At 61.5% G+C, this 23,772-nt stretch carries 21 protein-coding genes and 1 pseudogene; 9 read left to right on the forward strand and 13 right to left on the reverse strand.

Features of this window, described 5'->3' with window-relative positions; genetic code table 11:
• Window positions 1-190 precede the first annotated feature (190 nt).
• A complete protein-coding gene (locus YUA_RS0133910; RefSeq protein ID WP_051383516.1) occupies window positions 191-1,891 on the forward strand; it encodes a GMC oxidoreductase in 1,701 nt (566 codons plus the stop codon).
• A gap of 313 nt (window positions 1,892-2,204) precedes the next feature.
• Complete coding sequence (locus tag YUA_RS0133915) at window positions 2,205-3,506, forward strand: glycosyltransferase WbuB (RefSeq protein ID WP_027534671.1); 1,302 nt, start codon at window positions 2,205-2,207, stop codon at window positions 3,504-3,506.
• A 55-nt stretch (window positions 3,507-3,561) separates the two neighbouring features.
• Here the strand turns inward: YUA_RS0133915 and YUA_RS50480 are convergent, their stop codons facing one another.
• Window positions 3,562-3,780 carry a hypothetical protein gene (locus YUA_RS50480; RefSeq protein WP_156947436.1) on the reverse strand — a complete coding sequence of 73 codons (219 nt, stop codon included), beginning with the start codon at window positions 3,778-3,780 and terminating at the stop codon, window positions 3,562-3,564.
• Between the two features lie 113 nt (window positions 3,781-3,893).
• Window positions 3,894-5,414, reverse strand: coding sequence for a substrate-binding domain-containing protein (locus YUA_RS45880; RefSeq protein ID WP_051383517.1), 1,521 nt, complete (start codon window positions 5,412-5,414; stop codon window positions 3,894-3,896).
• A 492-nt stretch (window positions 5,415-5,906) separates the two neighbouring features.
• Here YUA_RS45880 and YUA_RS45885 point away from each other — a divergent pair, with 492 nt between their 5' ends.
• The 5 genes from YUA_RS45885 to YUA_RS0133945 all read left to right on the forward strand — a co-directional run bounded on the left by YUA_RS45885 (window position 5,907) and on the right by YUA_RS0133945 (window position 11,484).
• The gene (locus tag YUA_RS45885) at window positions 5,907-6,812 is read left to right on the forward strand and encodes a peptidylprolyl isomerase (RefSeq protein ID WP_245285324.1); all 906 of its coding nucleotides are present in this window, start codon (window positions 5,907-5,909) and stop codon (window positions 6,810-6,812) included.
• 105 nt (window positions 6,813-6,917) lie between these two features.
• A complete protein-coding gene (locus YUA_RS0133930) occupies window positions 6,918-8,240 on the forward strand; it encodes a hypothetical protein (RefSeq protein WP_156947438.1) in 1,323 nt (440 codons plus the stop codon).
• Window positions 8,241-8,436: 196 nt separating this feature from the next.
• Entirely contained in the window at window positions 8,437-9,159 is a 723-nt protein-coding gene (locus tag YUA_RS45890; RefSeq protein ID WP_156947440.1) for an FkbM family methyltransferase, read from the forward strand.
• Window positions 9,156-10,346 (forward strand): O-antigen ligase, encoded by a 1,191-nt coding sequence (locus tag YUA_RS0133940; RefSeq protein ID WP_027534673.1) that lies wholly within the window; start codon window positions 9,156-9,158, stop codon window positions 10,344-10,346. The genes YUA_RS45890 and YUA_RS0133940 overlap by 4 nt, the downstream gene beginning before the upstream one ends.
• A 10-nt stretch (window positions 10,347-10,356) precedes the next feature.
• A complete protein-coding gene (locus tag YUA_RS0133945) occupies window positions 10,357-11,484 on the forward strand; it encodes a glycosyltransferase (RefSeq protein WP_084293044.1) in 1,128 nt (375 codons plus the stop codon).
• 33 nt (window positions 11,485-11,517) lie between these two features.
• Here the strand turns inward: YUA_RS0133945 and YUA_RS45895 are convergent, their stop codons facing one another.
• The 11 genes and pseudogenes from YUA_RS45895 to YUA_RS0133995 all read right to left on the reverse strand — a co-directional run bounded on the left by YUA_RS45895 (window position 11,518) and on the right by YUA_RS0133995 (window position 20,434).
• Window positions 11,518-12,657 carry an acyltransferase gene (locus YUA_RS45895; RefSeq protein WP_210164573.1) on the reverse strand — a complete coding sequence of 380 codons (1,140 nt, stop codon included), beginning with the start codon at window positions 12,655-12,657 and terminating at the stop codon, window positions 11,518-11,520.
• A 315-nt stretch (window positions 12,658-12,972) separates the two neighbouring features.
• A complete protein-coding gene (gene gspM, locus YUA_RS0133955) occupies window positions 12,973-13,527 on the reverse strand; it encodes a type II secretion system protein GspM (protein ID WP_027534675.1) in 555 nt (184 codons plus the stop codon).
• Window positions 13,524-14,597 carry a PilN domain-containing protein gene (locus YUA_RS0133960; protein ID WP_198029555.1) on the reverse strand — a complete coding sequence of 358 codons (1,074 nt, stop codon included), beginning with the start codon at window positions 14,595-14,597 and terminating at the stop codon, window positions 13,524-13,526. Before YUA_RS0133960 ends, gspM begins: the two co-directional genes overlap by 4 nt.
• Window positions 14,598-14,623: 26 nt before the next feature.
• Complete coding sequence (locus tag YUA_RS0133965) at window positions 14,624-15,463, reverse strand: general secretion pathway protein GspK (protein WP_245285325.1); 840 nt, start codon at window positions 15,461-15,463, stop codon at window positions 14,624-14,626.
• A 56-nt stretch (window positions 15,464-15,519) separates the two neighbouring features.
• Window positions 15,520-16,227 (reverse strand): type II secretion system protein J, encoded by a 708-nt coding sequence (locus YUA_RS45900; RefSeq protein WP_051383521.1) that lies wholly within the window; start codon window positions 16,225-16,227, stop codon window positions 15,520-15,522.
• Window positions 16,224-16,625: a prepilin-type N-terminal cleavage/methylation domain-containing protein gene (locus YUA_RS0133975; RefSeq protein WP_027534678.1), complete on the reverse strand. Its 402-nt coding sequence runs from the start codon at window positions 16,623-16,625 to the stop codon at window positions 16,224-16,226. The genes YUA_RS45900 and YUA_RS0133975 overlap by 4 nt, the downstream gene beginning before the upstream one ends.
• Entirely contained in the window at window positions 16,606-16,914 is a 309-nt protein-coding gene (locus YUA_RS52820) for a type II secretion system protein GspH (RefSeq protein ID WP_371259932.1), read from the reverse strand. Before YUA_RS52820 ends, YUA_RS0133975 begins: the two co-directional genes overlap by 20 nt.
• A 72-nt stretch (window positions 16,915-16,986) precedes the next feature.
• A pseudogene (locus YUA_RS52825) lies at window positions 16,987-17,118 on the reverse strand (type II secretion system protein); the annotation flags it as partial.
• Window positions 17,063-17,530 (reverse strand): type II secretion system major pseudopilin GspG, encoded by a 468-nt coding sequence (gene gspG, locus YUA_RS0133985; protein ID WP_027534680.1) that lies wholly within the window; start codon window positions 17,528-17,530, stop codon window positions 17,063-17,065. The pseudogene YUA_RS52825 and the gene gspG, both read right to left, overlap by 56 nt.
• A gap of 14 nt (window positions 17,531-17,544) precedes the next feature.
• The gene (locus tag YUA_RS0133990; protein ID WP_027534681.1) at window positions 17,545-18,747 is read right to left on the reverse strand and encodes a type II secretion system F family protein; all 1,203 of its coding nucleotides are present in this window, start codon (window positions 18,745-18,747) and stop codon (window positions 17,545-17,547) included.
• Window positions 18,748-18,751: 4 nt separating this feature from the next.
• Complete coding sequence (locus YUA_RS0133995) at window positions 18,752-20,434, reverse strand: GspE/PulE family protein (RefSeq protein ID WP_027534682.1); 1,683 nt, start codon at window positions 20,432-20,434, stop codon at window positions 18,752-18,754.
• Window positions 20,435-20,820: 386 nt separating this feature from the next.
• Here YUA_RS0133995 and gspD point away from each other — a divergent pair, with 386 nt between their 5' ends.
• The gene (gene gspD / locus YUA_RS0134000) at window positions 20,821-23,106 is read left to right on the forward strand and encodes a type II secretion system secretin GspD (RefSeq protein WP_084293054.1); all 2,286 of its coding nucleotides are present in this window, start codon (window positions 20,821-20,823) and stop codon (window positions 23,104-23,106) included.
• A 51-nt stretch (window positions 23,107-23,157) separates the two neighbouring features.
• Window positions 23,158-23,646, forward strand: coding sequence for a tetratricopeptide repeat protein (locus tag YUA_RS0134005; protein WP_027534684.1), 489 nt, complete (start codon window positions 23,158-23,160; stop codon window positions 23,644-23,646).
• Window positions 23,647-23,772: the final 126 nt, after the last annotated feature.

The raw sequence follows: 23,772 nt of genomic DNA on the forward strand, positions 1-23,772 counted from the left end.
CCACGACATCTTCCGTTGAGAATTGCAAAGTCGTCAAAACTACAAGTACGCCGCATCAAGTGGAGATAAGGTGAGAGGTCTTAATCCACGTTATTCGTACGAAGCTTGCACAGGCATTGCAGTCATCCATATCATTAGCTATCGTAGCCAGTGCGAGCACAATGATCCTCCCTAGCGCCCCGGCGAAGCGTTGCGCCAGCAGTTCGATCGTTCCCCGCTCGATTGGCCAAATGTCATGCTGATCCCATTCTCCCAGTTGAGCGAACTCCCTGCGTGCGATGTTTGCGTGGTGGGAGCCGGTCCGGTCGGCATTGCGCTGGCCCAAGGCTGCGCGCGTGAAGGGCTTTCGGTCCTGCTACTCGAATCCGGCTTTGAACATCCCGACCGGTTTGCAGCGACCCTGGGGACTGGCCACCGTACCACGATGACGCACGCCGCCCCCAATGTCGCAGCCAGTCGCGGCCTTGGCGGGACGTCTCGCTGGTGGGGTGGACGCTGCGTACCTTTCGACGAAATCGATTTCGCCGAGCGGCCGCATGCCAGTGCGGCAACGTGGCCGATTCCGCATGACGAGATCAGCCGATGGTACTCGGCGGCAGCGGAGTTCTTCGGCGTAGGGCCCGCGCGGTTCGAATCTTCTGCGGCTGGCTGGACCGACATTGGCGATGTCCGGTTCGACCAACTGGAGCGGTGGACCCCCGAGATCAACATGGGGCAGCGACAACGTTTTGAGCTGGCGAATTCTTCGGCCATTACGGTCGTGCTGGGAGCAACCGTCACGGCAATCACGCTGTCGGATGATGGTCGCTACGTCGCGAACTTGATGGTATCGGCTCCCGGCAAGACCGTTCTCTTTCGTCCGCACGATGTCGTTCTTGCATGCGGCGGACTCGAGACGACGCGACTATTGCTGACTGTCCAGCGCAGATGGCCCGATGCGCTTGGCGGCCGGGATGGCCCACTCGGCCGCGGCTACATGGGGCATATCTCCGGCAAGATCTCGAGCCTGTCGCTGGCTGATCCGACGACCGCGCCCCATCACGATTTCTTCCTGGACGACGGGGCCTTTGCGCGACGCCGCTTCACGATCAGGCCTGAGGCACAGCAGCGGCACGAATTGCTGAACATCGCGTTCTGGGCGGATAATCCGCCATTTCATTGGGCTGGTCACGGCAACGGCGCACTATCACTGGTCTGGCTTGCGCTGGCCATCCCCCCGATCGGTCGACGACTCGTGTCCGAAGCCGTTCGACAGAGCCATGTCGGCCCGCGGCCGAAAGCGTGGATGCGACATTTTGCGAACATGCTGGGCTCGCCTGCGTCGACTGCCCGGGAGATCGGCACCATCCTCTGGGCGCGCACTCTCTCGCGGCCTCGCAAGCCGGGATTCCTGATGCGCAGTTCAGACGGGCGCTACTGCCTGCATTATCACGCCGAGCATGCACCGCACGACGATTCCCGGGTGACGCTCTCGCAGCGTACCGATGCGCTTGGGCTCGCCTTTCTCGACATCGATCTGCGGTATACGGAAGCGGATGCACGCTCCGCACTAGCTGCGCATGAATTGCTCGATCAATCGCTACGCCGTGCCGGACTGGCGCAACTGGAATATTTCGACACCGACATTTCGGCGCGCATCGCCAGTATTTCTCGCCAGGCCAGCGATGGATTCCACCAGATCGGCACCACCCGCATGGGGACTTCTCCACAGCACAGCGTCGTCGATCCGCATTGCCGGGCTCATGACATCGAGAATCTCCACGTCGCATCGACCTCGGTGTTGCCATCCTCGGGTCAGGCCAATCCGACTTTCGTGGCTGTGGCGCTGGCATTGCGCCTCGCCGGGCGCCTCGCCGCCAGAGGACGATATCTCAGAACGGAGGCCGCATGAGGTTCGCTGCCGCCGGGCGCCCTCCGATCGCGGGCTTCGCCGAAGCCGTGCGGCAGGTTCTCTCCTGACATCTTGCGCGGAGCGCAGGCAGCACCATCGTCCGGCGCGACGATCGTTCGTCCGCAGCGACAATCCCGCCTGTCATCCGCCTCGCACTTCACACAGTCGGGCGAGACACCGAATGTGATATCATTGTTATCATATTGTCACGCGATTTATGATATCGAAACATTCAATTCACACTGCATTAACTGACGCTCTCAGGAATGGCGGGCGCCAACCCCTGCATCCCACCCTTGAGAGAAACACGTTAATGCGATTACTGGTGGTCGGCATCAATTACGCACCTGATGTCATCGGGGTTGCGAAATATACCACAGAACTGTGCGAAGGACTTGCCGCGCGCGGTCACGAGCTCCAGGTTATCACGGCACCGCCTTACTATCCGCAATGGCAGATCCCCGCCGAGTATCGCTCGAGCTGGTATAGCAGCGAGGCGCTTCACGACGTGATCGTCACGCGCGCGCCGATCTACGTGCCGGAGCAACCTTCGGGAAGCAAACGGTTGCTTCACCACGCTTCGTACCTCGTGTCGAGCTGCGGTCCGCTGCTTTCGAAGATGGCGTTCTGGCGACCAGACGTCGTCCTGTCGGTGGCGCCGTCTCTTCTCTCCGCGTCGGCAGCGATCGTCGCCGCACGGATGTTTGGAGCCAGGTCGTGGCTGCATGTTCAGGATCTGGAGATCGACGCGGCATTTGAGCTCGGATTGCTCAAGAACGCTGCGCTGCAGAGCGCGCTGCTCGGTTTCGAGCGGACGGTGATCAGGGCCTTCGACCGTGTCTCGACCATTTCGCCCCAGATGGTCCAACGACTCCTGCAAAAGGGCCTGAGCGCCGATCGCCTGCGCGAGTTGAGAAACTGGGTCGACACGAGCATGATCGTTCCTGCGAGCCGGCAGACGTCGTTTCGAACGGAGCTCGGTTTGAATCCGACCGATATCGTCGCACTCTACTCGGGCGCGATGTCGAACAAGCAGGGCCTCGAGCTCGTGCTACAAGCCGCAGCGGCGACGCATGAGACGCACCCGGAAATCAAGTACCTCCTGTGCGGTAACGGACCGCATAAGGAGAGGCTTTTGCAAGCTGCCGCTTGCCTCGGCAATGTTCATTTCCTGGACTTGCAGCCCGTGGAGCGACTGCCCGAATTGCTAAGCACCGCAGACATTCATTTGCTTCCGCAATTGGCACAGGCGGCCGATCTCGTCATGCCATCAAAGCTTGCGGGCATGCTGGCGTCCGGCCGGCCGATCGTCGCGATGGCGAGCGCGGGAAGCGGGATCGCATCCGAAGTCAATGGCGCAGGTCTCATCGCCCAACCGGGAGACGCTCACGAGTTGGCAGAAGCCGTGAAGAGCCTGGCCATCAACGACGCTCTCCGTGCCCGGCTGGGCGACACCGCGCGGCGACGTGCCGAGCAAAACTGGGATCGCGTCGCGATCATCAATACGTTCGAACACGAGCTTTCGTTGCTGTCCGCATTCGGCCGAGCGCAGAGTGATGCTCCGCCGGTCCGACCAGCCGCGGCCCCGGCAAACAGCAACATTCGTACACGCTAGCGGCCGCTTCAGATCGGCGGCGAGAAAACCGGCTAGTCCGCCTCTCGGCGCCGTTTCAGGCCGAGCCTTTCCGGAAGCCTCCAGCCGTCATATGCGATAGCCCTACGCTTTCGCGCGATGCAGTTGGCTCCTTCTCGAGGCAAGCGGAAGGCGTAGCGTTTTCATCACGACGGCGATGTTCAATTCCGCCACGTTGCCGCCTGGCCTTCATCGACGGATCGACCATCCGCGATTTGCGTGGCGCCACGCTGCCGACCTCGAAGATCTCGGTCAAGCCCCTCTCCGGCACCGACACTTTCGCTGCCGATGAACTTTCTCGTCCCCGAAAGACAATGCGCCCGGCATTGCCGGGCGCACGCGTTGCTGTTCGATCAGACGGGAGATCGATTAGAGGGCGCCGACCTTGCCGGTGCAGCCAGTCGAGTCCGCCACGAAGTTCGGACCATGGACCGTATCGGTCAGGAGGGCGCTGACCTGATTGAGCCACGGGTAGGGCAGTTCGCCGAAGCCGTTCGCGTTCATGATGTTGTGCGCATCAGGGCTGCCGTACATGTAGTTCATGAACGTGCGGAACCAGGTCAGCGAGTTGACGGAGTTCGGGTGCTGCTTGTAGCACTGATACATTTCCAGCCAGGTGAAGCCAGCGATCGGATACGAACCAGGCAGCGTCGGATTCGGGACGACACCCTGCACGCTCCAGGCGAGCGGGTTGAGGATCGTCGTCGAGTCGAACACCGGGTTGGACGAGGCCATCGCCGTCTGAGCGCCCTGGAAGGTCGGCGGGTGGAACTGACCGGTGCTGGCGGTCAGGTCCCACTGGCCCTGCAGGTTCGCCGTCTTCGGGTTCGCGGCAATCACCGGAGCCCAGTAGTCGGGCGAGGCGTAGCCGATGGCACCGTTGGTGGTCTTGACAGCGGTCGCAACGCCCGCGCTGCCGGTGGCCGACACGTAGGTGCCGGAGCCGGTCACGGTGACAGTGGTTCCGCACTGATCCTTGCCGCTGTTGGCGGCAATGGTATCGGGCCAGTTCAACGCGTTAGCACCATGCGCCACCGGGAACGGGCAGGCAGCGGCGCTATTGTCGGTCCAAGGGAAGGCGTACGAGACGATGGTAGCGTCGGTCTCGCTGTTGGCACCGAATTCGAACTGGCACTGGGCCGCCAGCGCGTTCGAGGTCAGGAAGGTGGTGCCGCTGCCATCGCCGCGGTGAACGACGGTGATCGTGCCGTTGCCGAGGCTGGTGCCGCCGTTGAGCGCGGTCAGGACAGAGTTGCTCCACTTCGTGATGTGGCCCGAGAAGATGCCGCACAGCGCAGTGCGCGACAGATTGAGACCGCTGGAGCCGCCCGTCGGGATCGAGTTGACGATGTTCAGGGTCGCACCGGTGCCGTCCTTGCCGTTGAAGCCGATGCCGACCGGGCCAACCAGAGCCGGAATCTGGATCAGGTTGCCGTACTTGGCCGGGTTGCCGGCCGTGTTCCAGGCGGCCACGTCCGCCGGGGTGATGATGTCATCGCTGCCGGCGAACTGCAGGCCATCGTAACTGCCGAGACCGGTCACGCCGATCGACGCGTCGGTGTAGGGAACGGTGTTGCTGCCAGACACGGTGCCCGAAGCAGCGTTGTTGCGCAGCGAGGTCTTGCCGCTACCCGAACCAACCGGCGCGTAGAGAATAAGGCCGCCGAAGCCTGACCCGTTGACGCCCGGGCAGGCCGACGAAATTGCCTGAGGTCCCGGCAAACCGGCCGAGCCCTGAACTTGATTGTACAAGCAGTCCATCATGCTGCGATAGACCACTGCTGGGAACGTCGCACCGGCGCCGTACGCGAACTGCGCGTGGGCAGGCTGGCTTGCAGCAGCAGCACCGACGAGGGCGCCGGCCGCCAGGAAATAGCCTTTCAGTCTCATGTCCTAACCTCCTGTTGAACCACAACACCGGCCAATGGCGAGGTGTTAAGTGGCGGCGAACAGATAACGTAACTATGTGATCGTTTGATCTGCATTTTGTGAAACATGATATTCGATGTAGCCTAGTCAACATCACGCAAACCCGATTGCGATCGTCGCGGAAATTACCTTGTGGATATTTATATTGGCTGCGAGTCGGCGGCGATGCAGACAGAACTGCACCGTTGTCGCATCACACCATCCTGCGCACCGCATCGGCCAATCTCGTGATACGCCTTTCTCTATGATGCAATATGATAGGTGCAACAACCGTCACTGAGATGTCTTGCGAGATACATACGCGCGTGACGTTGCGCCCTTTAAACAATTGCGAGGTAGGCATGGCTTCGTCCCGCAACGAGCAATTGCTGCTGGCAGGATTGCCGTAAACCGGCATTTCAATTTTCGCAGGCGGGGCCTCCGCCCTGCATGCGTATCGAGGAGGACTTTCCCGTGAATATCTCACTTGCGCCCGGCGCAAAGGCCCGCACCGGCATCCGAACAGCGACAGCCGTGATCTTCCTGGCGTTTCTGGCAGCGACCGCGAACAGCCGTGCCGAAACTACGGATCGGGTGATTGTCACCGTGAACGGAGCCGAGATCCGCGAGAGCGACGTGATCATCGCTGACATCGAAATCGGCCGCAACCTGCCCATGATGGATCCCGTGGAGCGCCGCAAGCAGGTGATCTCCATGCTCATCGACACCACGCTGCTGTCGGCGGAGGCGACGCGCCAGAAGATCGGCGACGAGGCCGAACTTCAGCGCCGGATGACCTACGCCAGGAACGAGGGACTGATGAACCAGCTGCTCGCCGTGACGGCGACGCGGGCAGCAACCGACGATGTCGTACGCAAGACCTACGACGATGTTGTGGAGAAGTCCCCTGAAGTCGAGGTGAAGTTGCGGCAGATCGTCTTCCGGTTTTCGGCTCCGAAAGATCCAGACGCGATCAAGTTGATCGAGGGAAAGGCCGGCCAAGCCATGGACCGGATCGCCAAGGGCGAGGATTTCGCGAAGGTTGCCGCCGACGTGTCCGAAGACACGATGGCCAAGGCGAATGGCGGAGACATCGGTTGGCGCGGCATCAACGAACTTGGCAAGGAATATGCCGATGCCGTGATCAAGTTGAAGGCTGGCGAAGTCACCCCACTCGTCAAGACCGCTTTCGGCATGCACATCGTCAAGCTCGAGGATCGTCGCACGAGGCAACCGCCTGAATTCGAGCAAATGCGCGGCCGGGTCAAGGAGATAGTGATGCGAAAGTCGCAGATCGAGCTCATTGAAAAGTTGCGCGCCGAGGCGAAGATCGAGCACAAGGAAGAGCCTGTTCAGACCAACAACAGAAGCGAAAACTGATCCTGGTCACACAGCAAGGTTACAACAGCATCCTGCAGTCAGCGACGGCCACCTCGGGTGGCCGTCGCGATGTCTTGCCAATATGATATGCAAGAGCAGAACAGCATGCTGATCGGACGCCGGATGCGGCGGCTCACCGCAGAATCAGCGGTACAACCGGCACACACGATCAATCGCCCGTCACATCTGACAAACATGGCGCTGCTTATCGCCGGGCTCAGTGGTGGGCAGGGCATGATCTTCGCCGTGCAGAGCCTGCTGGTTGCGCAGGGCAGGCTCGATCTACTTTCCGCGTTCGGTACCCACTATTCCTTCGCGATGCTTGGCATCATCGTGACGGATGGCGGCACGAGCACGATTTTGGCACGCGACATGGCGCGCCGTGCCGGTGGCCAGAGCACCACCGAAGACTTACGGCGATCGTTTACCGAGGCCATCGCGTTCAGGCTCGCGATGGTCGCGCTGATGGCGATTGCGGCAGCTGTCTACGTCATGATGATGGAGCCGAGCGCTTTCTCGCGGGCATACGTATTATGCGCCCTCCCCGGCCTGCTATTTTGGGCATCGAATGTGGCTGGCCTCCTCGATGGACTGGGGCGGTCAGGCGTCAGCGGAATTTCGAGCGCACTGGCATACGCCGCCTCGGCGGCGGCCTTGGCCTTTGCCCGGGTGATCCCGCCAGAACAAGCCGGATGGCTACTCGGGAGCGCCTTCTCTGCGGGCTATTTCGCGACGGTGCTGACGCAGTGGATAGCGCTCAGGCGCTGCGGCTGGATGATCGGAATCAGTCGCGTCGCCCCCGGCGGGTTGGCCCGGGCATTCAAGAATGGAACCGCCATGCTGTTCCAGTTGCTGCCCGGACAACTCTTGCTGCGTGCCCAGCTTGCGCTCAGCGCAACCTACCTCGGGCACGAGATGACGGCAGTATTCACCTATGTCAGGCAGATCATCGCAGCCCTGACGATGATCGTGGCCGTCATCCTGCGCGTCGACTTTCCGGGTCTGGTCGAGCGGACCTCTCGGAGGTCGGAGTTGCACCTTTCGATGGCTTTTGCGGCGCAGAAAATGTCACTGCACGCTGCGATCGCCTTGGCTGCCGGCGCCGTGATCGTCTCGTCCCTATCGTACTTGGTCCCACAAAATCGTTTCAGCGCCGCCGGCCAGACGCTCCTGATCTTTGCGCCGACGATCCTGGCCATCTCGCTATCCCTGCTGATGGCACAAGCCATGCTGGCGTTGGGGCAATATACCCGCCTCGCCGCGATAACGGCCGCGGCCTGCACGGTTGGCACCGCGATCAGCTATCTTCTCGTGTCCTATGCCAATCTCTACGCCTTCTTGATCGGGGAACTTGCCTTCCACATTTTCGGGTTCGTTTTCATGCGCCAAAGCATCGAACGCCCCGGCAAACGCTTGATCGATCTTTGAACCAAACTCGCGGAGCCGCGCAACCGCCGGTACCGTGCCCCTCTCGTCCAAACCGTCATGCAGCGATGTCACCGAAGCGACATACCGGTGCGATAGCAATATCATCACGAAAGAGGGTCTTATCATTCTACATATCGCAAAGTACCTGCGGGCGGTATTCTCGCCCAGGTTCTGGCCCGCGCTCACGAGAGGCGTCATGCCCGGCATCGAGCACGGGCAGGCCCTTCGCTGCGTGAATGTCGGAAGCGTCATCGACGTCGGCGCCAACAAGGGTCAATTCTCTCTCGTCACACGATCCCTCTTTCCTGACGTCGAGATTCACGCCTTCGAGCCGATCGAGAGCGAGCTCGAGGTATTCAAGTCGGTCGTCACGGGACCCGTCAAATACTACCCGGTAGCTCTAGGTGCCAAGACCACCCAGGCCCAATTCTATCTCACGTCCAGGCTCGATTCCTCGTCCCTCCTCAAACCCGGCCGGGACCACCAGGAGATGTACGGCGTCGAGCTCACCTCGTCGAAAACCGTTCCGGTCGAGCGTTTAGCCGACGTCATCGATGTCCGCCTGCTCGCCCGACCCGTTCTGATGAAACTCGACGTGCAGGGTGGCGAATTGGACGTACTAAACGGTGCGGCTGACATCCTGCCATACATCGATACGATCTACACCGAGGCATCCTTCGTGAGCCTCTATGAGAACCAACCCCTGGTCGGCGAAATCATCGCGTTCCTGGCGGACCGTGGGTTCGCCTTGCGCGGCGTGTTCAACCACTCGGTCGCCCCCGGCGTAGGGCCCACTCAGGCCGATTTCCTGTTTGTCAAAGCCACCTCTGACGCCGCTACAAGCCGTCGAATAGCCGCCACCGCTGCAATGACGGCCGAACGCGACACCGAAGCGGCCCTCCGGACGGCCTCATCATGAACCTGGCCCGGTACCGCGACACGATCATGGCCGGATCGTTTTTGACATGGGCGTTCCTGCTGACCTTCCCGCTGCTGAGCGCCTCTGCGGCGCTTGGCAGCGGAAACGAGGTTCTGCTGTTTCAGGTCGCGGGGGGCATCTGTTACCTGGCCATCGCGTTCCTGCTCGGTCCCTCGTCCGATCTTGTCCGACGACTTAGCCCGGCCCAGCTCGCCCTGCTGTTCATCATCTATCTGTCTCTCTCCCTGCAACTGCACGATGATCCCAGCGCCATCCTGACCGGGATTGCCTACACCGTGGCGCTGCTTGTCAGCATAATCGCACTGACCGTGCTCTACAGTATGCCGACCGAACTCGTGGCAAAGTGCCTGGCACAGACCTCGATCATATTTGCCGGATTCGGCGTAACCGCAGTCGCTCTGTTTGGCTGGCCCAGCGAGCGACACCTGGGTCCCATTCATCCCAACTCCTTCGGCACGGTCATGCTCTCCGCCTTCATCCTATCGCAGTTTCGCAAGGATGCTGTCTTCGTTGTCGTGAAGATCGTCAGCTTCCTGCTCGCCGCATCCGTGAGCTCCCGCTTCGCACTGATCGGCTCGCTGCTGGCGTTGACTGTATTCGAAGTGACCTCCAAGCGCTTCAGCCTGAAGCTACTCGCTCTGACCGTGATGGTCGCCGCCGGCCTAGCCGTCTTCCATCAGCACATTTCAGAAATTTTTGCCCTCAACGACCCCGCGCGCAACCTCGACTCCGGTTTCACGGGACGAGGTGACGAATGGCTTGGCGCTCTGGAGTTGATCGAGCAAAATCCGTTCGGGATGGGCTTCAAGCGGCCGCCTTACGAAACGGCCGGACACAACGGCTACCTTAAGGTGATACTCGAATTCGGGATTGTCGGCGGCGGCCTCATTATCGCCCTGGTGCTGAGCATCGTCCTTGGCGCTCTCTACGATGCGCTCACCGGTCCCAATCACGACGACGATCTTCGCAGATTTGCGTGCGCCAGGGCCGCCGGGCTGGTTGCGTTGGCGTTCGCCACCTTCTTTCAACCCCAGATGTTCAATCTCGGAGACGTTCACGGCGTCCCGTTCATGCTGTTGCTGTTTCAGCCAGCATGGAGGCCGTTCGAATCGGCGCGGTTGCGTGGCTATGGGCTGAGACTCGCCGCTTGTCGTGCAAAGCCATGACCATCGCCCTATGAGAGTTCTCCGCGTCCTCTCCAGTTTAGACCCGGAAACCGGCGGTCCCGCGAGCGTATTCAGCGCCGCTGTCGTGTCGGTCTTCGGCGCCGATGTCGACATAGAATGTCTGACATTGCGGCCGGGCGACAAGGACATCACGCGATTTCCGGACTATGAGCGGATGATCGCGCGCGGGATCAAGGTCCATGCCTTCTCAGGCGTAGCTCGTGGCGCGCTTTATTTACTGCGATCCGCCAGGACCTTCGACGTCGTCCACGTGGACGGCTGCTGGCAATCTCTTTGCATACTCGCTGTCCTCTTCGCCAAGATATCCGGCCGCGCGACCGTCGTCTCACCTCACGAATCCCTTACACGAGAAGAATTGCGGAGAACGAGATCCTCATTCCGGCTCACCATCAAGCGATTACTGCGGCAGTATTATCGGGTAGCGGCGGACTGCATCGTCTACTCCTCAAATCTCGAGCTACGGGATTCGCTCGCCCACGCCAACGCCACAGTCATCCCCCATCCCGTCTTCGACGACGGCAAAGGCCAGCCGGCGGTCCCGCTTCGCCATGGGCTTTCCAACTCAGGAACAATTCGCTTCGGATATCTGGGCCGCTTCCACTCCAAGAAGAAAGTCGAGACGATCGTCGAAGCCGTGCTCGACACTCCGGACATTGAGCTGGCTCTCGCCGGAACCGGCCCAAAGGACTATGAGGAGAGGCTTCGCGCCGTCGCCCAGGACGACGATCGGATTCAGTGGCTTGGATTCGTGCGAAGGCAGGACAAGGAAGACTTTTTCCGCAGCATCGATTTTCTCGTTCTCGCCTCCGAATACGAATGTTTCGGAATGGCGGCCGCGGAAGCACTGGTGCGGGGAATTCCCGTGATTGTGAGCGAGAAGGTCGGCATTGCAGACGACGTCCGGGAGATCGGTGGCGGCTTTGTCGTCGAAGGCAACGCCGGCCGCTTGTCGGAAACATTCGGACGCTGCGCGCGGCTCGAGCCACGCCGATATCACGAACTGCAACAGGGCGCCCTGCTCGCTGCCGAACTATATTCCTTCGGACGGCACGCCAACGCGCAGCTTGGCGTCTACGCAGCCTTGCTCAAGCCGCACCACGTTCGAATTGCAGGTTGAGGCCGCCCGTGCGCTGGGTACGCACGCTCGCCGTCAGGATCGTTGCGCGACCTGCAACGATGGCTCCGAGGACGCCGCGCCGGTCAGATCGCGCTCGGTCCTCATTTTCGGCTGAAAAGCCCAACGCAGACGAAGTGCCGGCTTCTCGATGACGTGCCAGGACAGAGCGGCCACGCCGACCGCCGCCGGAACACAGCACAGGATGTTGATCCACCACTCTCGAGCCCCCGGGAAGGCCGCAGCGAGCCCCTGTTGCAACACGAAGCCGTAGAGATACACGCCGTATGAGTAGTCGGCGCCCTGCAGCAGACGAATCTTGGTTGCGTTCGTAACACCAAGGGTCACCGTGAAGTAGGCAACGACGGGGGCAACGACGAAATCGCCAAACGGAATGAAGCCGACAAGCGACATACTTAAGATGCCCGAACCGATACAAAGTGAACGACTCCAGGGCAGCTGATCCTTGTAGAGGAACAGCGAGACGCCAGCGAGAAAGGACGCAACGAGCAGCGGACCAGGCAGCCCACCAACGAGAGCAATGGCCGCCCATTCCTTCTTGACGAAAACCCTGACCAGAAAATACGCCGCCATCAGGAATGCCGTTCCGAGCGGTGCCATCCAACGGTGTCGCCGGATACCCAAGGCGGCGAGCAGAGAGAGCGCGACATAGCATCCAAGCTCGAACGGGACTGTCCAAAGCTGCATGTTGACGATGTTCGGGTAAGGATTGTCGTGGAACAATCCCGGCAACAGGTAATGAATGTCGCCGGTCGCATTGAGCAAATAGAGATAAAACTCCGGATGACTGAAATACTGCCGGAGCGAAAAGCTCGACAGTACCGGGCCGATCAGCAGCGCCGAAATCAGCACTTCGACGGCCAGCGCTGGATAAATCCGGATGACCCTCAGTCCGAGGAAGTGCACGAGCGAAGTCGTACGAAAAAGGCTCCCAGCCACGAGGAATCCGCTCAATGCGAAGAACATCGGCAAGAGCAGGCCGACCAGCGGTCGCGCTGGCAACTGCCACACCATAGCGCCGGCGGCCTCGCCGTAGCTGGTGATAGCGCTGTGAACGCCGACGATCGCGATGGACAGCGCTAGTCGAAGATAGTCGAAGCCCGTCGGCCGTCCCGCATTCGCGGCAAGCTTCTCACCCAAGGTCGCGTAGCTCACGGCCAAACACTCCAATTCAAAAGACATTGTCCATCGAGCCGTTCCGCGCGCTCGCCGGCCTATCGCACCTCGCCGACCGCCGACGCGCTCGCACCATGAGCCCGCAGACCGTCTTGGTCGCGGGGCTAATGTGGGTTGGACGCTGGCTGGCCGTGTGGACGCAACGGTCCGTGCGAGGATCGCCCCGACGGGACCGGATCATCGACCGATGCCCGTGACAATGTCGCCGCCGAGATAACAACATTCATATGCGACATCATGATAACAACGATATCAAGGCTCGTCATGCCGGGGCGACCGACCAGCGCGCGACGTCTATTTTGTGGGCAGCCTCTGCGCCGAAACCCCAAGAATGATCCGAAGCTTTGGATCGGTACCACTGGAAGGCGCCTGCACCGATAGTTCATCGATGAATAGAAACGGCATACCCGCCTCAAGATCATAGAGAAGTGGTTGCAGCGCGGCCGGTTCGATTTCGACACTGAACGTCGCCGAGATGAAGCCAGTCTTGGCACGTGTCCCCTGGAGGTCGACCTGCGATGACAGCGTATTGCCGTTCACCCGCTTGGTCGCGGCCGTCACGCGGTGCAGAAGCGTTGCGCCCGCGACCGAAGAGCTCGCTCCCTCAAGAAACGGAGACCCGGCCGGGATGCTCACGTCGGGCCGCGCGGCTGGGTGCTGGATCCGCCCCTTCGTGCCCATTTTCTCCAGTATCTCGGCAGATTGCGCGACCGCTTCGCGACGCTGCAACAGCTGGATGATGCCGTCCCCGGTCACAAACGTGAACAGAACGACGAGCGCCAGATACGACGTTATCGCAATCGTGGGAAACCTGGTGAGGATTGAATCGACACGCTGAAGCATGCTCATGAGCCCGTCCCGAAATACGGTTTCAGCTTGGCTTCGATGTGGAACCGTTCGCCAGGCTCGTTGGTGGATCTCGTCGTCGGCGCAAAAAAGCCGGCGCTCGAAAAATGAGGCGATTGCTCCAGAATCTGGATCAAAGAAGGCGCATCGCGGGTCAGACCGACGATCTGGAGCTTGTCGCCCTCGATGCGTACTTCCGTCGCATATGTGTGGTCCGGCAGCAGCGATGACAGCGCCTCAACGATCAGAACGCTCGACGGCGTCTCATGCTTTCGCCGCACCAGCACATCTAGGGCCGAGTTACCGGTACCGTTCCGACCTGCGCGCAAGACCGCCCTTCGGCTCAATATCTCTTGCTGCATCTGCTGGAAATCAGCATCGTATGAATCGGCAAGATAGGCGCCTGCGCTGGCTGACAGGAAAGCGAGAGCACCGGTGGTCGCCAGGATCGCAATCATGGCGAACCGCGCGCGGCCGAACTCCGATTGCCCCACAGCACGCCGCCTGTAGATCGCCAACCGTTCACTGTCGGATACGTTTGTCGAGATCTCTATGCCGGCCGCACCCAGATCGAGAAACGCCTGCGCCAGCGGAAGCGCAGACCCCTCATTCGTGGCCACGATCGTCATAGCGATATTTTCGCCACCGACATGCTGCGGTGGGGTCCAATGGTAGATCGCATCTGCTGCATTCCATGGTGTCAGCCGGTCGATCTGGGCACGAACGACACCATCGAGGAACTCCATTGCACGGTTTGGAAGCTCGAGTGGCCTGAAAATGAAACGGGCCCGACGCAGCACGAGCTCGACCTCTGCGCCGCGCAGGATAGCTGCCCAGGCCGCAGGGAGCGATCGGGTCGTATCCGCTGATGCAACCGCGATTTCGCAAGGCGGCAGAGCACCGTCTCCAGACTTTGCCTTGCTTACCAGGCGTAGCGTGATCAAGCCATTCTCGCCCTCGCACGCTTCGACCCGGCGAGGCGCCTTCACCGTTCCGATGAGCCGGCCAACCGATTGCGCGGCGACGCCGATCCACAAGGAAAATCCAGCCGAAACATCGTCCAGCATACCCATCAATCCCTCCTCACCGCGGACCCGTCCTACCCAACGTCGCCGTGCCATGCGAGCACCCGGAATGCACCACGTTCGCCGATCCCGAGAATTCTGATGATGGCTTCCGCCATCTTCACCCTGCCGTCGCTGCGCGCAATCCGCACGCGAACCCGATAGGCGTCGCTGCCAGAGACGCCCGCACCGGTCGGCTTGCCGCCAAGCGCGCCGAGAACGAACGCCGGATCGTCCCGCGGCAACGATGCGCGCTCCCTCAGGAAAGCATCGGCCACCGCGGGCGTAATCCCCGGCAACGCGGCGACGACCTCCGGAGCCGCATCCAGCACATTGACTTGAGCCACGTCGCTGTAGACCGTTACGAACGGCAATACACGTTCGACCACGGCGGGAGGCAGACCAGCGACCAGCCAAAGCTCATCGGTGCTATTGAAAGGACCGCGCCGCGGCGGATACTTCAAGCCCAGGCTGGCGTAGAGCGTCGTTTCCTCATCGACGCCGGACGGATTGGGAGCCGAGCGCCAGCCGACCACCCGGTCTGCGAACACAGCTGCCGTTTCGGCCGGCACGCCGACCGCACCGAAAAGGCCCGAGATCATGCCGCGCGGCGCGAGATTCAAGTTGATGCGCGCCGCCTCCGAAACGTACTCGACTGCAATGTCCGAGCTCGCAAGCCTGAACCTGAAGGCACCTCGGGTCGGGCGGCGAACATTGATCGGGGTCGACAATTGGTAAGCAGCCAGCTCAACCCCGGCAGACGACAGCATGGTCCATTCGACTGATGCGTCGTACGCACCGACCGAATTCGCAGACTGTGCAAGATACAACGAAGCTGCAACGGCGAGCGCAGCAAGAGCGGCGAGCAGCCACATTGCGGTCACCGCGATGAAGCCGTCGCGCGATCCCAGGATTCTGGCTGCTACGCTCATCACCGTTGGCCCTGATCCGACGCGACGCGGCTGCCCTCGAGGCGTGATGGCTCAACAGGCGTCTCCGGCCGCGGCGGCTCCAAATTGATCTCCACCCTCGCCGCTGTCGACAAGGCCAACCCGGTCTCGCCATCCAGCAGCTCGAAGCGCACGGCCCTCGGCAGGCCGCTGCGATCGCTCCAACTGCTCTTCCACACCCCGTCTGCCGCCGCATATGAGAGCGCCAGACGAAATGGCGCACGCAGAAGGACCACAGGGTCCTTGAACGCGACGGCAACCGGCCAGGAGTCCGTATCCGGCAAGGTCACGAACGGAGCGCGCGTACGGACCAGGGCCGCCCCCTGAGCATCCACCGCTTCTGAAATTTGCACGAACTCAAGCCCCGCGCGCTCGTTCGGACCGAGCCCCGAACGTACGAACACGACCGAGGACGACGTGCCGCGAAAAAGCGGCGGGTTCTTGAGTCCAATCGGCGAAACGTACTGGGCTACCGCAAGATCCTCGCTCAGACGATCGAGTGCGATCGTCAGCTGCTCCACGCGTTGCACGCGAAGCAGACTTCGATTCCAGTTCGAAAGCCATTGCCCGGTGACGGCTGCCAGCGCGCCGAGGATCAAGGCCATCAATGCGATCGCGACCAGTGCCTCGAACAGAGTGAAGCCGGCCTCCGCCTGGGGCCTCCGGTCTTTCGGTCGGCCGAGCGTCACGGCGGATTCTCCTCTTGCAGTCGCACCGTCTCCAGCGCAAGGATGGCGCCTGACGGCGAACGCACACGGAGCTCGACCGTCTGCGGCACGAAGCGGGCCCCGGGCACGCCGGGAACCGATCCAACAAAGGGCGATGTGCGCATTTGCCAGCGATGTCCCAGCATTTCTCCGGTGAGTTCGCCGGGCAACGGCTCGCCTCCACGCGGTATGGTGGATACGATCTGGCGGGTGGCTTCCATCAACGCGACGTGCTGCGCCAGATTGCGGGCGCCGCGCGCGTTTGTGGCCATCACGGATCCAACGGCCGCTAGCACGATCGCGACCAAGGCGAGCGCAACGATCGCTTCGATAAGGGTAAAGCCGTGTGCGGACTCCCTGTTACTGAATGTCTTGCGCAACAATCTCGACGCCTCCCGTCAACCAGTTAACGCGCACCTCGAGGATGCTGCCGGGACGCGACAGCCGGATGGCGCCGCCGCACGACAAGCCTGTGCCGAGGAAGCTTATCGCCGAAAGTGCGGGCCTTCCGTTGCAGCGCTCCGGTAGCAATGCATCAAACTTGACATCGCCCGGGAGCGTAACGGCGCGAGAACTCGACCCGGAACTTACTGTCCGGGCCGGAGCATCGACACGGGCCTCGATCAAGCCATGCCGCAGGAGCGCAGCATTGCGATCGGCTTTCAGCAATGCAGCGATCTCGATCGCATACGCCTCAAGCTTGGGTCGGGACGTCGCCATCGGCAGGCGAGGAAGCGAGATCGCCGCCAGAAGAGCAACGATGGCTAGTACGCAAACGATCTCAAGCAGCGTAAAACCCGCCTGTGAGCGCTTCCCGTTAATTCGGAGCCGACGTGAGATCGGCGGCCGTCCCCGTACCGCCCTCCTGGCCATCCGAGCCGAGAGAACGAATCTCATACGGCGCCTTCTCGCCCGGCTGCCTGTACACATATGCTTTTCCCCACGGGTCGTTCGGGACGCTGCCGCCCTTCAGGTACGGACCATTCCATGCCGAGATGCCGCTGCCGGGTTGCACCAGCGCCGCAAGTCCTTCCGAACTCGAGGGAAATCGACCGGCATCGAGGTAAAAGAGGTCGAGCGCACTGCCAAAGCTTTGAAGTTGAATCTTGGCAGCCTTGACCCGGGACTCGCTCAGATAATTGAGCACGCGCGGCCCGACCAGGGCCATGATCATGCCGATGATCGTGATGACGACCAGCATCTCGACCAAGGTGAACCCGTCTTGACCACCACCTCGCAAGCGCCTCCGCGCCGCAAGAGATCGTCCTTTTGCAAACCCGCTCATCGTTCGCCTTTCATCTATCCGACCATCTGTGTCACCGACAGCAGTGCCGTCATCACCGAAACGATCAAGCCGCCGACCACGACGCTGATGAGCACGATCGCGGCGGGACCGATAATGCCGACAATACGGTCGAGCTGTCGCTGCAGCTTCGCCTCGTAGAACTCGGCAACACGCGCGGAGAGCGTTGGCAATTGTCCCGTCTCCTCGCCGAGACGCAGCATTCGCAGTGCGACCGACGGCAACACGGCAGACGCAGTCAGCGCGTCCGATAGCTTGCCACCGTGGCGAACCCGGTCCGCCATCGCACTCCAGACCGGCACATCACCCGTCGTCGTCATGATGTCGATGAGGATACGCAAGGTCGCAGTGAGCGTCACACCGCTGCCCAGAAGGATGCCGAGGTTCCGGCAGAACAGCGCTGTTCGGTGAAACTGGAAGATGGTCGAGACAATCGGCATCCTGGCAATCTGCGTCATGAAGCCCGCGCGAAACGCCGGCCTTCGCCAGCAGAGCCAGCCGGCTATGACAATCGCTGCACCACCGACGCAGAGCTCGGGAAGGTGGCCTCTCAGCAGATCCGAAAGCACGAGGAAGACTTCGATCATCGGATCTGTCTTCGCATTGAAGTCGCGCAAAACGGCAGAAAATTGAGGGAGGACGAACGCGAGGAAGAAGATTAGGACCCCGCCCGCAGCGAAGAGGACGAAGGCGGGATACTGCAGAGCACCCATCACCTTCTGGCGAAGTGCCTCCGCCCGCGCGCGCTCGTTGCCGAGCGTCTCCAGAATGTTGTCGAGCGTGCCGGACATTTCGCCGACCCGGACCAGGGCCACATACATCGCCGGAAACAAGGTCGGATGCCGGCCGAGCGCGTCGGCGAAGCTTTCACCAGACAGGATGGCCGTCTTGATCTTGAGGATGACCGCGTGCAGACGACCGACGTCGCCGTCGTCGGCCAGCAGCTCCAGCGCATCGTTGAGGCGCGATCCCGCCCGGAGCAACAGCGCGAGATCTCGAGTAAAGATGGTCACGTCCTCTGGGCGAGGCCGCGTCAGCGAGATTGACCATTGCCCCCGCTCCACCTCGGGCAACGTCTCGATCGCCAACAGACCGAGATACTCGATACGTTGCGCAACCTCGGCTAGATTGGTGGCTGCGATCGATCCCGACACGATCTCGCCACTCTTCGTCAGGGCACGGTATCGGAAAAGCGGCATCGCGCTATCTCACCGTCGTCACGCGAAGGATCTCGGCGGCCGAGGTGGTTCCGGCCAGGCATTTTGCAAGCCCGTCCTCGATCATCGTTGTCATGCCGTTGCGAACCGCGACCTTGTCGATCGAGGCCCAGTCAGACTGGGACTCGATCAACCCGCGAACCTCCTCGTCCATCTCCAGCACTTCGAAAACGCCACAGCGTCCGCGATAGCCGACGCCGCCACAGCGCTCGCATCCCGTCGGTTCGAAAATGACGTTGCCCAGCCGCAGGCCGATCGCAGCGTAGCGAGGGTCGGCATCGAGATCCGCCTGTCCGAGGGGACGGCTAGACTTGCAGCGCTCGCACAGCTGCCGGACCAGGCGTTGGGCGACGACCGCCCGCAAGGTGGAGCGCAGCAGGAACGCTTCGACCCCGAGATCCAGAAGGCGCGGCACCGCGGCGGCGGCCGTTTCCGTGTGCAAGGTCGTCAGCACAAGGTGACCAGTCAATGCCGCGTGAACGGCGACGTGCGCCGTCTCGGAGTCGCGGACCTCTCCGACCATGATCACGTCGGGGTCCTGACGTACAAATGAGCGCAATGCAGTCGCAAACGTCAATCCGATCGACGACTTGGTCTGGGACTGACAAATTCCCGGGATCTCGTATTCGACGGGATCCTCGATCGTCAGGATTTTGCGGGTCGGCTCGTTGAGGAGCGACAGGACGGTGGCGAGCGTCGTCGTCTTGCCGCTGCCGGTTGGTCCAGTGACGATGATCATGCCGTGCGGCAGGGCAAGCGTGCGGCGCAGCTTGGTCTGGTCGCCGGCGAGAAAGCCCAGCTTGTCGACGGACAGCAGCGCCCGATCCCTCGGCAGCAGACGGATCACGGCGGACTCGCCATGCTGCGTCGGCATGATCGCGACGCGCATGTCGATCTCCGAACGAGCGACCCGGACTCTCGCCGCTCCGTCCTGCGGCAAGCGACGCTCCGCAATGTTGAGGCCGGCAAGTATCTTGATCCTCGAAATGACGGCCTGAGGTGGTACCCCGCTCGGCGTCGCAACGCTGCGCAACAAGCCATCGACGCGCATCCGCACCACCAACGAGGATCGCGCCGGCTCGATATGAATATCGCTCGCGCGTGTTTCGACGGCGGTTTCGAACAGATCATTGACGGCTCGGACGACAGGAGCGCCGCTCGCCAGGTCGCGCAGATTATCGATATCGTCGTCCTGAACCGGCGCGCCCGCAGAACCGGCCTCGTCGGTAACCTGATCCTGTCCGAGGCGCTGATCGAGCGCGATCGCAATATCCTCGAACGAAGCGATCTTGACTACAGGCTGAGCGCCGAGAACGATTGCAGACGCCTGGATCGAAGCAGCGTCAAACGGATCGGCGACGACCAGGATCGCGGAACCTTCGGCCGGCTGGCAAGGGAAAACCGCCATCTCGCGCAGGAAGCGCCGCGAAAATTGCTGAGCTTTCGATTCCGCCGCCATCAATTCCTGAAGCGAGATGCGCGGGAATTCGGCGAAGCGCGCCACCTCCTCCGCGAATTCCGCGGACGAAAGATCGCTCAGCTCCCATAATTTGCGCAGGTTGCCTTCACCCGCCCGGGCGCTGTCGCCGAGCTTGTCGACGTCCGCTTTCTTCAGGCCCGCGCGTTGACTGAAATAGGCAGCAAAATCAAGCGCAGTCGGAGCGGCCATCGACGTATACCAAAGTCACCGGAAACCGCTGCGCGGCAATCGCGGCATTTACCCGCCGTTTGATAATGAAAATGTGACGGTATCGTTGGTCACAGGACAAGGTGATCGCCGCTCCCCCCTCATGTTAATTACGAAGCAGTCAAAAAGAGCTGGACGATAGATACGACAAGATCATCATGTGAGGCCCGTCGCGCAACGAACATCACCACACATTGCTGTCACATACGAGGACTAAGACGTCCGTCATTCGGCCTCCTCGCCTGCAGTATCAGGGCGAAGTACAGGGCATCTTTTGAGTGAGGCAAACAGTGGGCCGAACAGCACGCCGGATCGGCTTGTTTGTCCAATGCGCGTTGGTCTACACGCTTTTGACGGCGTGCAACACGATGTCCGGGCTTGCTCCCTACGAGACGCGCGATCCCGACACTTTCGACAAGGTACGCTCACTCGATTTGCTGCCGCGCGATCCCGCGCAGGTCCAGGAACGGCAGGTCAATACCGGCGCCCGCGCGAAGCCCGCAATTTACGAGAGCGTTCGGGTCGACGATACGCCCGTCGCAAGCTCGCGCGCCGCGGCACAGCCCTCCGCGAGCGGCGAACGCTTCGAGCTCAATTTCGATAATTCCCCGGTAGCCTCGGTTTCCAAGGTGGTGCTCGGCGATATCCTCGGTGTCGGCTACGTGATCGACCAGCGCGTACAGGGTACGATCAGCCTGTCTTCCGGTCGTCCCATACCGAAGTCCGATGTTATCTTCGCGCTCGAGAACGCGTTGCGTATCGGCGGCGTCGCACTGCTGCGGGACGACACCGGATACCGACTGGTCCCGCAGGCCGAGGCTATCGGCGCCGGGGGCATCGACAGCCCCGATCGCATGGAGCCGGGCTACGGCATTTCGGTCGTCCCGCTAGAGTTCGTCTCCGCGCAGACCGTCGTCAAACTGGTGGACGGTTTCACCACGAAGCCCGGCATGGTGCGCGCAGACCCGGCTCGGAATCTTGTTCTGGTCCAGGGCTCCAGCAGCGAACGTCGCAGCGCAGTCGATCTGGTGCTCAGCTTCGACGCTGACTGGATGAAGGGGCAGTCCGTCGGCATATTCCCAATCCAGAACAGCAATCCGGGGCCAATCATTGCCGAGCTCGAGAAGATTGTCGACTCTGGCGACGGTGGCGTGTCGCAGAACGTGGTCAAGTTTCAAGCGATCGCCAGGCTGAACGCCATTCTTGCGGTAACCCGCAAAGCGGAGCTCCTGAAGCGTGTCGAGACGTGGGTACGCCGCCTCGACACAACGAACAACGGGCGCTCGGCGGTTCACGTCTACCGCGTGAAATTTGGCGAGGCCAAGCAGATTGCCCGCGTCCTCAATGACATCTTTGCAGGAAGCGGCAGCGGCGGATCATCCGCGTCCGGTCTCGACAGCGCTGCCGGCCAGATTGCGCCAGGATCCGGACTGTCATCGAGTTCTAGCGGCTCTCCACTGAGCCGGCTCTCGGCCTCTCCAACCAATACGTCACTAGGATCGTCAAGCGCCGGAGCGCAGTCTGCGGGCGGCACATCGGCGAACAGCGGCGCCGGCGGCCTCTCGCGCGGAGAGGCCGGTTACGGCGCGACGGCTGGCAACCAGGGTAGCAGCTTGTTCGACAACGCCAGCACTGGCGGAAAGGCAGGCACGACCGGCGGCGGCCCGGCCGGCGTTCTCGACGGCGTGCGGATCACGGCTGACTCCGTCAACAACTCGCTGCTGATCTATGCCAGCCAGGAACAGTACGCGATCATCGAACAGACCATCCGCCAGATCGACCAACCTCAGCTGCAAGTCGCGATCGACGCGACGATTGCCGAGGTCACGCTGACGGACGATCTGCAATACGGTGTCCAGTCCTACATCATGAGCAAGGACGTCGGGCTGAAGTCTGACGTAGGCTCCTTTGGCTATGCTGGCGCCACGGCCGCCGTCAACGCCGCGGGCAACGTCCTGCTCAATCGCGCCATCCCCGGCTTCAACTTCCTCGTCGGCTCAGCCACCACCCCGAGGGGAATCCTGAATGCGCTGCATGCCGTCACGGACGTCAAGGTACTCTCGAATCCTTCGTTGGTCGTGATCGACAACCAGGTCGCGACATTGCAGGTCGGCGACGAGATTCCGATCCAGACTGGCAGTGCAACGGTACTTACCGGCAGCAACACGATCGCCAATACGACCGACTACCGCAGCACCGGCATCATTCTGCGCGTCGTGCCGCGCGTGAATGCCAACGGCAATGTCCGCCTGGACGTCGAGCAAGAAATCAGCAACCCCGTCAACAACTCGACGTCATCGACGTCCTCCTCGACTTCGACAAACTCGCTGACGCCCACTGTTTCGACGCGCAAAGTGCGAAGCTCGATTGCGGTTGCAAGCGGACAAACCGTCCTGCTCGCCGGCCTGATCAGCGACACCCAGAACCGGACACGATCCGGCATTCCGGGCCTCGACCAGATTCCGGGACTTGGCGATGTCCTGTCGCAAACGGAAAAGACCATCAAACGTACCGAATTGATCATTTTCATTCGCCCGCAAATCATCCGAGATGGTGCAGACGCGCACTTCGTGGCGGAAGAGCTGCGGACAAAGCTTCGTGGCACGATCGAGGCCTCCGGATCGACCCTGGGGCCGACTCCCCACGTTCGCTGATCACCGGCGTGCCCGGCGGGGATGTCATAGAGAGGGGCGCGAGTTGATCGTATGAGCAGGTTCATCAGTTGCGCTCTTCTCGTCGCGATGCTCCTTATGGATGCGGCACACGCGGAGCCGCTTGCGCCTGGCGGTGCAGCGTTCAGCCGTGGTGACTACAATCGGGCCGCGCAGCTTCTGCTCCCGGCGGCCGAACGCGGCAACTCGCGAGCGCAAGGCATGATCGGGTTCATGTATGCGACCGGCCAGGGCCTTCCACAGTCCTATGACGCCGCGGCCTACTGGTACCGGCTCTCGGCCGAACAGGGCAACACGACGGCGCAATATCTCCTCGGCCTTGCCTACGACAAGGGTCAGGGCGTTCCGGCCGATGACGTCGCCGCGTATAAATGGCTCAACCTTGCGACCGCTCACGCGCCGAAACCGCTGCGCGAGAACTACGCCAAGCTGCGAAACGCGGTCGCCTCGAAGATGAGTCGCGGTCAGATCGAGGCGGGTCAGTGGTATGCTCTGCGCTGGCCGGCCGATTCTCCGTTCTGAACCACCGCATAAGTCGAGATCGCCACGGGATCAGTCTCCTTTTCGAACGGAATCCAGCGAACTTTGCACACCGGCGACATGCGTCGAGGCGGAGTTGCTAACGTTTAATGTTATAGATATAGTAAC

Source organism: Bradyrhizobium sp. WSM3983, assembly GCF_000473045.1.
GTDB lineage: Bacteria > Pseudomonadota > Alphaproteobacteria > Rhizobiales > Xanthobacteraceae > Bradyrhizobium.